We start from the raw sequence: 14,254 nt of genomic DNA, 5'->3' as shown, positions 1-14,254 counted from the left end.
GATTCGGATTCACCGATGTCTAACGGTGGTAGGTAATCGCCTGCCGTCCCATTTGAACCCAAGCGTCGATAAAGTCTTGTTTCGGCGCTTTTTGGTTTTTGACAGCGGTCAATGGATCATTGAAATAAATGTACTGCTCATCGTATCCCGTAATGAGCACCGCGTGTTCCCGGTACGTGATTTTGATCGGGCCTTGCGGGGTTTGCCATTCCCGAAAGGCAGAGGGAGGAAGAGGACGAAAGGTGGTGTTGGTGATCACCCAAACCGGTGTGCCTTTGGCCAAGTATGTATAGATGTTCTCAAACGATTGCCCTGTTAAGTCGATGATTTGGTTAGGCAAGTACCGCTCAGCCAACTGCTTGATCGGCTTATGGTACACGCCGTATCCAGGCTTCGATAACGTATACATATCGCCGACAAACCCTTCATTTGGGTGGCCGTAAAACACTTGGCCATTTCGCACTTGATACGGAGTAGGATTTTTCTTGATTTGTTTCGCCAACGTCATCTTATCGACGCGAATGCCGGCATGATTCAAGAGCATGGCCAAGCTGGTTACTTCGCATCCCCTCGGCAGTTCCGGAAGCTGAGACAAAAGGGGGGCGTCAATCAGGACGGATGTCCTTAGCGCTTGTTTCTTTGAAGAGGCAACTGATCGATTCGCCTCCTTTGCTTGATTGCTGGGGGACGGATTGGTTTCTCTGCTGTTTCTGTTCTGTATGAAGGCTTTGATGGCATCGCCTATCTGGGCCGAGCTTGCATAATAGGATAATGAGGCGGCCAATAGCAAGAAACACGAAATATACAATCCGAGCGACAGTTGATCCATCCTCCCGTTTAGAGGTCTTCTCAAGAGAACAAAACAAAGGGAAACGATGAGAAAAGTCAAAAAAAGGATAAACGCTAACAAGCCATTCTCAACTCCTTTGTAACACGTGTGTGTTTTTATCGTAACAGATCGATGTGCAAAAATGGTGAAATTCACACTTTCTCCATACTTTATCGTTAATATTATGAGGAACTGAAAATCTTGCAAGCAGTGTTCCTGAAAAAATGGAAACAGATTGTTTTTGAAACTTGACGTTGTGTACGATAGAATGAAAGTATCTTTGTATCCATCATTTTAGTTTTAAACAAAAAGGTTTTTCGTGTAGTTTTTGGATTCTTCTTAGCAAAGTGGGGGGGACAATCATCGCCATGTGCGGTTTTATTGGCTGTATTCATGATCGCCCAAGAGCGATTGAGCAAACATGGAAAACAACGTTGGTGGAGATGAACCGCCTGATTACCCATCGCGGCCCCGACGATGAGGGGTATTTTTTTGATGACTACGTGAGTTTTGGTTTTCGGCGTTTGAGCATCATCGATCTGGAGGCGGGACATCAGCCGCTGTCTTATGAAAACGATCGATATTGGATCATTTTTAACGGGGAAATTTACAACTATCTTGAATTGCGGGAAGAGCTGGCGGCGAAAGGATATTCGTTTGCGACGCATTCGGATACTGAGGTGATTGTCGCCCTTTACAGCGCCGAAAAAGAAAAAGCGGTCGAAAAACTGCGCGGGATGTTTGCGTTTGTCATTTGGGACAAGCAAGAGAAAACGGTGTTTGCGGCGCGCGATCCGTTCGGCATTAAGCCGTTTTTTTATGCGGAGCAAGGAGACCGCACGTTTTTCGCTTCGGAAAAGAAAAGCATCTTGCTCGCTCTGGGACAGGAGTCGCTAAACGGCGATTCCCTGCAGCATTATTTAACATTCCAATATGTCCCTGAGCCGCTGACGATGTCGGCCGGCATTTACAAGCTGGAGCCGGGGCATTATCTCAAGAAAAAAGTCGGAAAACCGCTCACGATTCATCGTTATTGGAAGGCATCCTTCGACCCCATTCGCCAATCGGAAGAGGAGCTTGTAAAGAAAATCCGCGATGCGCTGTTTGATTCGGTCAACGTCCATATGCGCAGCGATGTGCCGGTCGGTGCGTTTTTGTCGGGAGGCATTGATTCATCGTTCATCGTCGCCATCGCGAAACAATTCCATCCGCACCTGAAGACCTTTTCCGTCGGGTTTGAGCGGGAAGGGTTCAGTGAAATCGATGTCGCAAAAGAAACCGCAGAGAAGCTTGGGGTAGACAACATTAGCTATGTCATCTCACCGCAGGAGTATATGGAAGAGCTGCCGAAAATTATGTGGCATATGGACGATCCGCTTGCCGATCCTGCGGCTGTGCCGCTTTATTTTGTCGCTCGTGAGGCGAGAAAGCATGTCACGGTTGTGCTTTCTGGCGAGGGGGCGGACGAGCTGTTCGGCGGTTACAACATTTACCGCGAACCAGAGTCGTTGCGGCTGTTTGCGCGCATGCCAAACATCGTAAAAGCGGTGTTGCGGGTGATCGCGAAGATGCTTCCGGACGGGATGAAAGGAAAAAGCTTTTTGGAGCGCGGAACGACGCCGCTTGAAGAACGGTATGTCGGCAATGCGAAAATCTATAGCGAAAAGGAAAAAGCGGCGTTGCTCAAAACGTACCAAGAGGGGCGCGAATATACGGCGGTGACGGCTCCTTTTTACCGCGAAACGCTTCATGACCCGCCCGTCAACCGGATGCAGTATATTGATCTTCATACATGGCTAAGGGGCGATATTTTAGTCAAAGCGGACAAAATGACGATGGCCCATTCGCTTGAGCTGCGCGTTCCCTTTTTAGACAAAAAGGTATTTGAGGTTGCTAGGCAAATCGTCCCTGATATGAAGATAGCCAACGGTACGACGAAATATATTTTACGTAAAGCCGCCGAAGGCATCGTGCCGGATCATGTGTTAAACCGGAAAAAATTAGGGTTCCCCGTGCCGATTCGCCACTGGCTGAAAAACGAAATGTATGACTGGGCGAGACAGCTCATCCACGAAAGCGAAACTGATCATCTGTTCCATAAGGACGTGCTCTATCGGCTGCTGGATGAACATGCCCGCCACAAGGCGGACCACAGCCGCAAGCTGTGGACGGTCTTGGCGTTTATGGTTTGGCATCAAGTCTATGTGGAAAAGAAGTACGATTTTGCTTCATCCGCACAAAGCGAGGAGCGGCCAGCGTCTGTTTTGGAGGCGTAGCAGGGAAACGACAGGGCGTTCTAAGGGCGACACCTAGAACGCCTTTTTCGATGGTGCGGACAGTTTCCTTGCCTTTGGCGAAGCGAAAGAGAAAATTTGCTTTCTCCCACTCTTGCAATTCTCCCGGTTTTGGTATATGCTTGTTCCATCAGGATGATCATCTACTATATATTGTTTTGTTCTCTTTTTTAAACAACTATATATCGTTGCACCAAGCAATGGTGTCCATCAGGACTTAATAGGGAATCCGGTGTGAATCCGGAACTGCCCCCGCAACTGTATGTGCGGACGAAATGGGATGGCCACTGGCGGCAAGAGCCATTCGGCGCGCCGCTGGGAAGGCCCCAAAGTAGGACGATGCACGAGTCAGGAGACCTGCCTTGCTTGGAACGTTTCATGTTCTTCGGGGTGTGAGAAGATGAAACGATAGGGGAAAAGAACAAGGGGTTCGTCTGCCTTTTTTCGTCTGTCGTTTCATCCGCTCGCCTGCCCGAGCGGATTTTTTATTGAAGGAGTGGGGAAACGAATGACCGCATTGACGAAAATGATCATCATCGATGACCAAGGGAAGCCGGTTTCTTTTTCACGTGAAGAGTTTGCGTCGCTGATTGGGCAAGCCGCCGCTGGATTCGGCCGTCTGTCGCTTGATGAATACGTCGAGCGTGTTTGGCAGCTTCTCAGTCGAAAGGAGTCCGTCACGGTAGAACAGCTGCACCAAACGGCTATTTTGGAAGGACTTTCTTACATTGATGAAGATGAGCCGGACTGGACATTTGTGTGCGCCCGGCTGTATTTGCGGCAATTGTACCGCGAGGCGGCACGGCAGCGCGGGTACGATGAGCGCAAGCGGTATGGCGATTTCTACTCGCTCCTTGTTGCGCTAACGGAACAAGGGGTGTACAGCCCGTTCTTGCTTGAACGTTATACGAAAGAAGAAGTCGACGCCATCGGTGCGTTTCTTGATCCGGAGAAGGACAAGCTGTTTACGTACATTGGGCTGCGCACGCTTGCGGACCGGTATTTGGCCCGCGATTATGAGCGGCGGTTGTATGAATTGCCGCAGGAGCGGTTTTTGGTCATTGCCATGACGCTCATGGCGAATGAACCGCAAAAGCAGCGGCTTGCGCTCGTGAAGGAAGCGTATTGGGCGTTAAGCAACTTATACATGACCGTGGCGACGCCGACGCTTGCCAACGCTGGGAAGTCGTACGGCCAGCTCTCAAGCTGCTTTGTCGACACGGTCGATGACAGCTTGCAAGGGATTTATGACAGCAATACCGACATCGCCAATTTATCGAAATCGGGCGGCGGCATCGGCGTCTATTTAGGCAAAATCCGGTCGCGCGGCAGCGACATTAAAGGATTCAAAGGGGTCTCCTCCGGCGTCATCCCGTGGATGAAGCAGCTGAACAATACAGCGGTGAGCGTCGATCAACTGGGGCAGCGAAAAGGGGCCATTTCCGTCTATTTGGATGTATGGCATAAAGACATTTTTGCCTTTCTCGATGCGCGGCTCAACAACGGTGACGAACGGCTGCGGACGCATGATTTGTTCACCGGCGTTTGCATCCCTGATTTGTTCATGGAGCAAGTCGAACAGCGCGGCGATTGGTATTTGTTTGATCCGCATGAAGTGCGGAAGGTGATGGGGTTTAGCTTGGAAGATTTTTATGATGAGGAAAAAGGGAGCGGCAGCTTTCGGGAAAAATATTGGCAATGCGTCAACGAACCAAGACTGTCGAAAGAAAAAGTGCCGGCGATCGAAGTGATGAAAAGCATTATGCGCAGCCAGCTCGAGTCGGGGACGCCGTTTATGTTTTACCGCGATGAAGTGAACCGGCAAAATCCGAATCGCCATCTCGGGATGATCTACTGCAGCAACCTTTGCACGGAAATCGCGCAAAACCAAAGCCCAACGGTGATGAAGCGGCAATATGTAAAAGACGGGATGATCATCATTGAAAAAATACCAGGCGATTTTGTCGTCTGCAATTTATCGTCGATCAACTTGGCGCGGGCGGTGACCGATGGGGTTTTAGCGCGGCTCATCCCGATTCAAATGCGGATGCTCGATAATGTCATTGATTTAAACAATATTCCGGTGCTGCAAGCCGGCCTGACGAACGAAAAATACCGCGCTGTCGGGCTTGGAACCTTTGGCTGGCATCATCTTTTGGCGTTAAAAGGCATTCGCTGGGAGTCGGACGAAGCGGTCCGCTATGCCGACGAGCTGTATGAAACGATCGCGTATTTGGCGATTCAAGCGAGCATGGAGCTCGCCAAAGAGAAAGGGAGCTACCCGGCGTTTCCGGGGTCGGACTGGCAGACGGGCGCTTATTTTGAGCGGCGCGGCTACGAAAGCCACGGTGAATTGGATTGGGATCGGCTGAAGCAAGATGTGACCCGCTACGGGATGCGCAACGGCTATATCATGGCCATCGCCCCGAACGCATCGACGTCGATCATCGCTGGCAGCACGGCGAGCATTGATCCCATTTTCTTAAAAGTATACGCCGAGGAAAAGAAAGATTATAAGATTCCCGTTACGGTGCCGGATTTAAACGAACAGACGATATGGTATTACAAATCGGCGTACCATATCGACCAGCGCTGGAGCATCAAGCAAAACGCCGCCCGCCAGCGCCATATCGACCAAGCCATCTCCTTTAACTTCTACGTCGTGAACACGATTAAGGCAAAAGAGCTGCTCGATTTGCATTTGACGGCGTGGAAGTCGGGGCTGAAAACGACGTATTACGTGCGTTCGACATCGGGGACGATCGACGAGTGCGATTCTTGTGCGAGCTGACCATGGGGCGCAACAAACGCCTTTGGTCGGGCTTTCCCTTCCTTGTGCGGGAGGGGCGTCCGAGGTTGGCCGCGCACATGATACTAGAAAACGAAAGGAAGGAATGGACGATGACGATCGGCTTAGTCAAACGACCGATTATGGATCCGGAGGCGCCGAACCGTTCGACGGGCATCATCAACGGCCGCTGCTCGAATGTGTTGAACTGGGACGATATTGCCTACCCATGGGCGTATGCGAAATATAAGCGAATGCTCGCCAACTTTTGGACGCCGTTTGAAATCAATATGGCGCAAGATGTGAAGCAGTTTCCGCAGCTGACCGCCCGCGAGCAGGATGCGTTTTTGAAAATCATTGGACTCTTGGCGCTGCTTGACAGCATTCAAACCGATTACGCGGGACGTGTGGCGGATTACATTACCGATCCAAGCATCAATGCCTTGATGATCATGCTCGCCCAGCAGGAAGTCATTCACAACCATTCCTATTCGTACGTGCTCTCGAGCCTTGTGCCGAAAGCAAAGCAAGATGAAGTGTTCGACTTTTGGCGAAACGAACCGACGCTGCGCAAGCGGAACGATTTTGTGACGAACGGCTACAAGGCGTTTGCGGAAGAGCCGAATGTGGAGAACTTGTTGCGCTCCATCGTTTTTGACGTCATTTTAGAAGGACTGTTTTTCTACTCAGGGTTTGCGTTCTTCTACAACCTTGCGCGCCAGCAAAAAATGGTGGCGACGAGCACGATGATCAATTACATCAACCGCGACGAGCACATTCATGTTGATTTGTTTGCGAAAATTTTCAAAGAAGTGTTGAACGAATACCCGGAGTATCGGACGCCGGAGCTTTCCGATTTTGTCCGTGAAACGTTTACGAAAGCGGCTGAGCTGGAAATCGAATGGGCCGGGGAAATCATCGGGAATGACATCGATGGCATCGACTTGGCTGATTTGGAAGCGTACATTAAGTTTTACGCCAACGTCCGCGCTCATCAGCTCGGTTTTGACCGCCCGTTTGACGGCTATCGGACGAACCCGCTCCGCTGGATTAAAGCGTATGAAGAAGTCGACCTCGGCAAATCAGACTTCTTCGAGCAAAAACCGCGCCAATATACGAAAGTGCAAGTGGATAATGGGTTTGATGAGCTGTAAGGAAAACCGCGTTGGGGCATCGTCCAACGCGGTTTTTTGCCGGAAAACATGATTAACGGAGGGATTCTCGCTGCATTATACAATGGGGAAGAGAAAAGGAAAAGAGATGTTGCGGCTTGTTGTCGGACGGTAGGCTTGGGCGCCTTACCTTGGTATAATGAGAAAAAACTTGCTTTTGAATGCGAAAGGGGACGGGAGAAGTGGGGAAAAAACAGGAAATCGAACGGCTGCGCGAGCAATTGAATCAGTGGCTCGTGGAAGAGGAGCACGACAATGACGAGGTATGGCTGAAGAGGGGGGGAAGCGATTTTTCAACGTTTCGCTCAGCTGGGTTCAAGCGCCATCGCCTATAACCAGCTTGGCGACCCGGAAACGGCGCTTGCCATACTTGACCAGCTTGAAGGGTATCACGGCCCGGGACAGCCTAACCATTATGAACGGATCACCGTGACCGCCATAGATGCTGATGGCGAGAAGTACACGTGTTACACGTACGTGTACCCATCAGAACGAAAAGAGTGGCTTGAGCAACACGCCAAACTTAAAGCGTGAGTGGACGATGAGGATATAAGAGGGCATTCGATGGTGTGTATCGTTCTGTGTCGCTGGCGCGCGAGCAGCCCACCTGATGAAAGGGTGAGCTGTTTCCGTTCAGAGCATACATTGTTCGCGGCGATGTTTCGCGTCTGTTCAAGGGGAATGGCGACATCAAGGCAAGCGGTCAAACAATATCCCCGAGTCGCTCTTTTCCGTGCTGACGGCTGACGAGTTCGTCGAGCTGGCGGATTTTTTTCCACGCTAAGTCGTCGCTGATCGTTCGATAATGGTGGCGGCCGCCGGGCTCCTCGTCGGCTTCGTCGGCCCATTTGACGATGGCTTGAAGCGGCGTTCGTTTCCATTCTCCTTCTGGAAGGTAGGAATCGGTATGAAGCAAAATCGCCAGGGCAATTTCCTTAGCGTTTTGCGGATGTTCGCCAAGGCGGATCAGCAGCTTATGCGCCCGCTCGGCTCCTTTGATGGCATGGATGTCGTTTTGCCGGTATTGTTCGTAGTCCCAACGGCCGTTTTTGTACCATGTGTAATGGCCGATATCATGAAGCAGTGCCGCTTTTGTCGCCAAGTCGACGTTCACTCCGTGGCGGAGGGCAAGGTGGTAGGCATGGTACGCCACGGTGATGGCGTGGGCGAGGCCGGATCGTTTTAAATATTTTTGCGCAATCGGATGGGCAAAGACGTCGGTTAAGGTGACCGTTCTCATAGGCATCCCCTCCGTTTTTTGTATTTCTCACCATCATACCATGGCGTAAAGAGTCAGGCAATGAGAGAAAGTAGGTGGGAGCGGTTGCATGGGAAAAAATAAGCCGATCGTGCTAAAATAGCGCTCGGCTTATTGGATTTGTGCTTGGCAGGCAAGCCGTTTGGCTGGTTGATCCGTTTTTTCGCGCTCGCGCCGCGTTTTCGGAGCGAGAAGGTGGGCGCCGGCGAGAACGGTGACCATGCAACGGCCACACGTTCCTTTTTTGCATTTGTGATCGAGCAGAACACCTTGTCCTAGGGCGGCGTCAAGAAGCGAAACGCCGGGGGCTGGCTGCACGGTGAACGTTTTCCCTTTTTGTTCGATTTGAATGACAGACGGCCGCACGGCGGACGGCCCATCGGGCTTAGGCGGCGCGGCAGAAATGGAGCGCTCCGATGGCCGGACGGCAGGCTTCAGTGAGCCGACCGTGAATGTTTTACCCATTTTTTTACACATCTCCTTTAAATTACATGGTTAGTTTGAAAATGAATCTCATTTACATCCGAATGAATGATTGGTATCATAATAGTAAAAGGAATTGCGAAAACGCCATCTTGGCTAGGGACAAGGGGGAGACACCATGGGCATTCCGATGAACGGACTGCGCGATATGAAAGCGATTTTGGCCAACGAGCGAAAAGTCGGCGGCGCGGTGGAAGCGGCGCTTCTCCGCCTCCGTTCCGGCGAAGAATATCGAAACGTCTGCATCGTTCATATCGATCAGCTGGGCGCCCAATACTATTCGGTCGGTTTTGTGACCGAACAAGGGGAACGGCTCATCGTCAACGTTCATGACATCAGCGTCATCTCTGCGCCTGAACATAAAAAAATTCGTGAGCTGAACAACGCCGCTTATAAACGGGAAGCCATCAACAACAAGCGGCGCTATTTAAAACGCCTCTTTGAGATTTATGAAGGCAGTTATACCGTTCATTTTTGGCGGGAAGCGAAAATGATTATCGATGACATCGGTGTTGAGGCGCTCAGCCCCGAATTGTCGCTGCTCGTTTCGAACGTTCAAGACCAAGCAGCCCGCACGGCTTGATGGCCAACTAGCAAGACGCCCAGCGGTTTGTAAATCCGCTGGGCGTTTCGATTGTTGCAAGCAGCGGATGTGGCTATTGAATCGCCTTCGGACGCTTTGGCCCATGTCTAGCCAGCCTCCCGCTAATGTGTCCCCTCTTTCCCTGAAAAGAGAAATTACGAGGCTCCGGCTGGATCTTCAAGCGTACAGATGGCGCTCGGCCGTTTAATGCGCGGTACAACCGATTCGTAGACACGGAACAAGTAGTTCATGTTTTCCGTATCTAAAAACGCGGTTTGCACATCGACGGCAACAGCGAGGTCGATGTTTTGCCGCCCTGTGTCAATGACGACCCCGCGTTTGCCTTTAATGACTGGCGTTTGGTAAATGCCGGCGGTCATCAGCTCGCGGATGTGCTCAATTTCAAGCACGTGCGTCCCTTCATGGACGCGGTGGATCAACGCATACAATTCCGGCGACAAGACGAGCGCGTATGGGCCGGTATGGCCGAGCTGAAGCAGCTTGTTGCGCGCTTCGACGACGTCAGTAAAGGCGTTGCCCGATTTCATCCAGTCGCTGCGAATGTGGGCGATTTTTCCTTTCACGTTCATAATGCCCGGTACATCAAATTCAGCCGAACCGTTGAAAATCAAATCGTCCTCAAGCAGCGCGCACTGCTGGGCGGCGTTGGCGGCGGCGGAAAAGTCGATCGGGCTGCCGAGCTGTTTCGCCTGTTCAATGTCACGCCAGTACAAAATAAAGTCTTTATACAAAAGCGGGATCGTTAAATGCACGCGCCGCGCCGGCTCGGAAAGGCTCAGCTCTTTGCCGTGGAAGCTCATGTCCCCATGCTCCGGGTTCATATAAATATCGTTGGCGACCGACTGGACGCCTTCGCCAAGCGGACCGTACAAATCGATAAACCTACGTCCGACGAGCTGGCGCCGCGCCGTTTCAATGACCAGTTCGTCAAGCTCGCCCCATTGGCTGCTTGTGAGCGGGGCTTCTGGATACAGCTTCGTTTTATCCATGTTTACTCTCCTTTCTTATCCGTGTTTTAAGCTGCCGACTGTCAGCTGCCGTCTTGTTCCGATCGATGGGCGGACAGGCGCCGGGTCGGAAGGCGGGACGGCGTACTGCGCCAGTTTCAAATGGTCTTTTTGATGCTCTTTTTCGTCAGTCGGCACCGAAGCGGCGAGGGAAACCGGCACGTCCAACGCGCGATTCAGCGCTTCAAGGGCGTCTTTCATCTGTTGGTAATCAGCAGCGGTCATATCGCGCAGCGCCGCAATTGTCGGTTCATGTTCCGTCCCTTTATAATGAAACAACGACAAATCGAGATGTTCCAAAAAGTTGTGCAAACCGAATTTTTCAAGGCTGATATCTTGCAACAGGCGCAAAAAGTCGCCGTTTTCCCGCGATAAGAATGCTTCGTCCGCCAATGCCTCCTCCAACTTTGGAAGCAAGGCGGTCAAACGGTCAAACCGGTGTTCCTCTTCTTCGTAAATATGATGCCAATACAGCCGTTCATGGTCGTCCGCGGCCTTTTCAATCGTCGGCTCTAAAATCGCTTGAAACTGGCTGAGCGCCTCTTTCGACCGGCCGAGAATGGCGCTGACTTCCGCTAACGTGTCGTACAATGGACTCCCTCCTACACTATGATTGATTGTTATCATCTTTTCCATATTGAAAGAGGCATAAACATCTCGTCTTCCTTCGAACGTCACCTTTTCTCCTGGTCCGGAATAAAACAGAATAAGGAACATTGCCCACTTGATATGCGACGCGATTCCAGCGATAATGGAAACGATGTGGAATGAATGCCGCCAAGCGGCATGGAATGAGCGAAGAAGGTGAGACAGAACGATGAAACGTGCGGAACATATTTATCAAAGACTCGTAGAGATTTGTGGGGAAAGAAATGTCCTTCGCGATGAGCCGATGAAAAACCATACATTGGTGCGGATCGGCGGCAAGGCCGATTTTCTCGTCTGGCCGGAGACGTACGAGCAGGTCATTGAGGTGTTGCGGCTGAAAGAAGAGTACGGCCTGCCGTTTACGCTTCTTGGCAACGGTTCGAACGTCATCATCCGCGATGGCGGGCTGCGCGGCATTGTCATGCAGCTGAAGCATTTGAACCGCATTTGGCGTGAAGGAAACAACGTGATCGCACAAAGCGGGGCGGATATTAAAGCGGTGTCGCGGTTCGCGCTCGAACAACACCTCACCGGGTTGGAGTTCGCCTGCGGCATTCCGGGGTCGGTCGGCGGGGCGATTATGATGAACGCCGGAGCGTACGGCGGGGAAGTGAAAGATGTGCTTGACCATGTCAAGGTGGCGACGCTCGCCGGTGAGTTGAAAACTCTGAAAAACGAGGAGCTGGAGCTTGGCTATCGAACAAGCATCATCAGCCGGACGCATGATATTGTGCTTGAAGTCATCTTTTCCCTGCAGCCGGGCGACTATGCACAAATCAAGGCGAAAATGGATGATTTAACCTTTCAGCGCGAATCGAAACAGCCGCTTGAGTATCCGTCGGTCGGCAGCGTGTTTAAGCGTCCGCCGGGCTATTTTGCCGGCAAGCTCATCCAAGACAGCGGCCTTCAGGGAAAAGGATTCGGCGGTGCGGAAGTGTCGACGAAGCATGCAGGATTCATTATTAACAAAAACAATGCGACCGCTGCCGATTACATTGCGACGATCGAAATGGTGCGCAAAACAGTGAAAGAAAAATTCGGGGTCGATCTGGAGTTGGAAGTCAAAATTATTGGCGAGGAATGACGGAGGATCCGAATCCGGTTTGCGGGTTCGGATTTTTCTCATTTCGACGAGAGGAAAAATGAAACCAACCGCCAATAGGTAAGAAAAGGGATTATCCGTGCCCGACGGCGCGTTTGCCAACAGCGTCGGCTGCGGTTTTGACGCCCATATCGCCCGCAAGGCCAACCGTTCGGCATGGAAAGGGCGGTTCAATCGTGTTGGGCTTGGCTCGCTTATTTACGTGCTTTATTTAGTGATAGAGCTATTCCGCTACCGACCCGTCGATCTTGACATTTGCATTGACGGGCGAAACTATTCATTTCAGCAAGCTTGGATGGCGACTGTGTCCAATCATCCGTACTACGGCGGAGGTATGCGCATCGCCCCGTCCGCCCGGGGGGATGACGGCTTGCTTCATGTGACGGTCGTCGGGTCGATGCCTCGTTGGAAAATTCTTGCGCTGTTTTTAACAACCCATACGCCGCAAGTCCCCCGCCTCTAAGCGAAGCGTAGGCGGGGGATACGCGGCGTCCTTTTTTTTACTTTTGATCAAAAAAAGTAAAAAAAGGAGAATCGATGAAAAAAGAATATATATAAGTTGCAATTTTGTTTCACATGGCATTGTTCGCTCTTCTTGTCACCGTGCCAGCTTGTTAGGTGATAAAGTAAAGACGGGACATGGAGGTCGGAAATTCTTTATTACAACCTATATAGATTTTCGATTATTTATATTTTATATTATAACTGTAGATGAGCAATTTTCATAACAATAATTACCATGTAAAAAGAAACAAACAGGGTACCCTTTATGCCACATGGAGCTGTTTTTTCACGGTATCAATGGGAATATTTTGTTTCGCTGCACAGTAAATGAACTCCACGAGGCTATGTCCTTTTCTCTTGCGCAAGAGATCGAGCCCATCAGAAAAATCGCTGTTCGACTCGAATAGGCTGTACACGTAAGCAAGCTGCACCAAGATCCAGCAGCGTTTCACCGCCCGAACCTGACGAACACGGTACCCATCGAGCTTCAGCTGGTCTTTCGCTTGTCGAAAAAAGCATTCGATCGACCAGCGTTGGGCATAGTGGCGCAAGATGTCTTCATCGCTTAGCTCCCGGTCGGTGCTCAAGACGCAGTGAAGATGTTCCGATGTCATCGGCTGATTGGCTTTCCAAGCGAGCAGCACCACCGCATGGTCGAGACCGTTGAGCGCTCCTTCGTAACGATAGACGCGATAATGCTCTTCTCCCACCGTGACGAGGTGAGTGTCATTCGGTTCGATGGAGCGGGCCAACTGCTTCGCTTGGACGGCAACGCCGTTCGGATAGAGAATCCGGTTCGTCTTGAGCATCGCGATGACGTGGAATCCTTTTTTCAGACAAGCTTCCACGAGCGCTTTCGATGGATACCACGAATCCATCAGCACATAAACGGGACGGCGTACATCCAACGAAGAAAGCATCTCGATCGCGAGTTCCCCTTTGCTTTTTCCCGCCGTCTTGTCGTAGAGGCGGAAGGAAAAGGGAAACGCCTGGGTTGCAGTATGAACCATGAACCAAACAAGAGAATGGCCCCAAATCGATTTTTTCTCTGAGTGAGAGTAGTGCCAATCACATCCCTGAATCGCGTGTGTTGCCCGTGACGAAGGCTTGGTTTTTTGGCAAATCGTATCATCGATCGAAACAAACAAGGGTTGATTCTCCTGTTTGGCGATGCGTTCGACACGACGAAGGATCCACTGCTGGAGTTTGCGAAGCAGTGTCTCTTCCTCCCACGGACTTTTCGTGAAAAAATGGCTGAGTGTCGTGCGGTGGTTCGGATGAAAGCTCCCATGATGAAGATCGGTCAATGTTCCCGAAAAGCCCTTCGTGATCATCGCATCCACGATATGAACGAGATGCTTCATAACAGGTTTTGAAAAATAAAGGGTCAACCCCAACATCGTGAAAAACTTGTGAATTCCTTGATGATGTGCTAATCTATTCATGAGACATGAACCTCCTTGTGAATGGTTTGGTAGCACATCTATTCTAACCAAGGAATCGGGTTCATGTCTCCTTTTTTGTTTCGATGTAAATTTATGTTAGTGATTTTGCTCATCTACAGT

14 protein-coding genes and 1 riboswitch are annotated in these 14,254 nt (G+C 50.9%); of the genes, 8 read left to right on the top strand and 6 right to left on the bottom strand.

Annotation, left to right across the window (positions count from 1 at the left end; genetic code table 11):
* Nucleotides 1-19: 19 nt before the first annotated feature.
* Nucleotides 20-910, bottom strand: coding sequence for a C39 family peptidase (locus CD000_RS10780; protein WP_096225642.1), 891 nt, complete (start codon nucleotides 908-910; stop codon nucleotides 20-22).
* 287 nt (nucleotides 911-1,197) lie between these two features.
* Between CD000_RS10780 and asnB the strand changes: the two genes are divergently transcribed.
* From asnB to CD000_RS19150, 5 genes are all read left to right on the top strand, one after another.
* On the top strand, nucleotides 1,198-3,105 hold the full coding sequence (asnB, locus tag CD000_RS10775; protein WP_096225641.1) for an asparagine synthase (glutamine-hydrolyzing): 1,908 nt from the start codon (nucleotides 1,198-1,200) through the stop codon (nucleotides 3,103-3,105).
* A gap of 201 nt (nucleotides 3,106-3,306) precedes the next feature.
* Nucleotides 3,307-3,502: riboswitch (cobalamin riboswitch) on the top strand.
* 129 nt (nucleotides 3,503-3,631) lie between these two features.
* Complete coding sequence (locus tag CD000_RS10770; RefSeq protein ID WP_096225640.1) at nucleotides 3,632-5,914, top strand: ribonucleoside-diphosphate reductase subunit alpha; 2,283 nt, start codon at nucleotides 3,632-3,634, stop codon at nucleotides 5,912-5,914.
* 110 nt (nucleotides 5,915-6,024) lie between these two features.
* Nucleotides 6,025-7,065: a ribonucleotide-diphosphate reductase subunit beta gene (locus tag CD000_RS10765; RefSeq protein WP_096225639.1), complete on the top strand. Its 1,041-nt coding sequence runs from the start codon at nucleotides 6,025-6,027 to the stop codon at nucleotides 7,063-7,065.
* A 200-nt stretch (nucleotides 7,066-7,265) separates the two neighbouring features.
* On the top strand, nucleotides 7,266-7,418 hold the full coding sequence (locus tag CD000_RS19155) for a hypothetical protein (RefSeq protein WP_023633957.1): 153 nt from the start codon (nucleotides 7,266-7,268) through the stop codon (nucleotides 7,416-7,418).
* Nucleotides 7,372-7,617: a gamma-glutamylcyclotransferase family protein gene (locus tag CD000_RS19150; RefSeq protein WP_310794013.1), complete on the top strand. Its 246-nt coding sequence runs from the start codon at nucleotides 7,372-7,374 to the stop codon at nucleotides 7,615-7,617. Before CD000_RS19155 ends, CD000_RS19150 begins: the two co-directional genes overlap by 47 nt.
* Nucleotides 7,618-7,786: 169 nt before the next feature.
* On the opposite strand, the gene CD000_RS10755 is transcribed toward CD000_RS19150, so the two are convergent.
* Both CD000_RS10755 and CD000_RS10750 read right to left on the bottom strand, forming a co-directional pair.
* Nucleotides 7,787-8,323, bottom strand: coding sequence for an HD domain-containing protein (locus tag CD000_RS10755; protein WP_096225638.1), 537 nt, complete (start codon nucleotides 8,321-8,323; stop codon nucleotides 7,787-7,789).
* Between the two features lie 129 nt (nucleotides 8,324-8,452).
* Nucleotides 8,453-8,806 (bottom strand): 2Fe-2S iron-sulfur cluster-binding protein, encoded by a 354-nt coding sequence (locus CD000_RS10750; RefSeq protein WP_011230415.1) that lies wholly within the window; start codon nucleotides 8,804-8,806, stop codon nucleotides 8,453-8,455.
* 136 nt (nucleotides 8,807-8,942) lie between these two features.
* Here CD000_RS10750 and CD000_RS10745 point away from each other — a divergent pair, with 136 nt between their 5' ends.
* Nucleotides 8,943-9,407 carry a hypothetical protein gene (locus CD000_RS10745; protein WP_095859043.1) on the top strand — a complete coding sequence of 155 codons (465 nt, stop codon included), beginning with the start codon at nucleotides 8,943-8,945 and terminating at the stop codon, nucleotides 9,405-9,407.
* A gap of 155 nt (nucleotides 9,408-9,562) precedes the next feature.
* Here CD000_RS10745 and CD000_RS10740 read toward each other — a convergent pair whose 3' ends face one another.
* A complete protein-coding gene (locus CD000_RS10740) occupies nucleotides 9,563-10,417 on the bottom strand; it encodes a family 1 encapsulin nanocompartment shell protein (protein ID WP_096225637.1) in 855 nt (284 codons plus the stop codon).
* A 15-nt stretch (nucleotides 10,418-10,432) separates the two neighbouring features.
* On the bottom strand, nucleotides 10,433-11,026 hold the full coding sequence (locus CD000_RS10735; protein ID WP_096225636.1) for an IMEF encapsulin system ferritin-like cargo protein: 594 nt from the start codon (nucleotides 11,024-11,026) through the stop codon (nucleotides 10,433-10,435).
* Between the two features lie 226 nt (nucleotides 11,027-11,252).
* Here CD000_RS10735 and murB point away from each other — a divergent pair, with 226 nt between their 5' ends.
* A complete protein-coding gene (murB, locus tag CD000_RS10730; protein ID WP_096225635.1) occupies nucleotides 11,253-12,167 on the top strand; it encodes a UDP-N-acetylmuramate dehydrogenase in 915 nt (304 codons plus the stop codon).
* 97 nt (nucleotides 12,168-12,264) lie between these two features.
* Nucleotides 12,265-12,648 (top strand): diacylglycerol/lipid kinase family protein, encoded by a 384-nt coding sequence (locus CD000_RS10725; RefSeq protein ID WP_233130426.1) that lies wholly within the window; start codon nucleotides 12,265-12,267, stop codon nucleotides 12,646-12,648.
* A 304-nt stretch (nucleotides 12,649-12,952) separates the two neighbouring features.
* Here CD000_RS10725 and CD000_RS10720 read toward each other — a convergent pair whose 3' ends face one another.
* Nucleotides 12,953-14,134: an IS701-like element ISBsm1 family transposase gene (locus CD000_RS10720; RefSeq protein WP_096225634.1), complete on the bottom strand. Its 1,182-nt coding sequence runs from the start codon at nucleotides 14,132-14,134 to the stop codon at nucleotides 12,953-12,955.
* Nucleotides 14,135-14,254 lie beyond the last annotated feature (120 nt).

The organism is Geobacillus sp. FJAT-46040 (assembly GCF_002335725.1).
Lineage (GTDB): Bacteria > Bacillota > Bacilli > Bacillales > Anoxybacillaceae > Geobacillus > Geobacillus thermoleovorans.
Note: the sequence above shows the minus strand (reverse complement) of the source record. Positions and strands in the feature narration are given on the sequence as shown.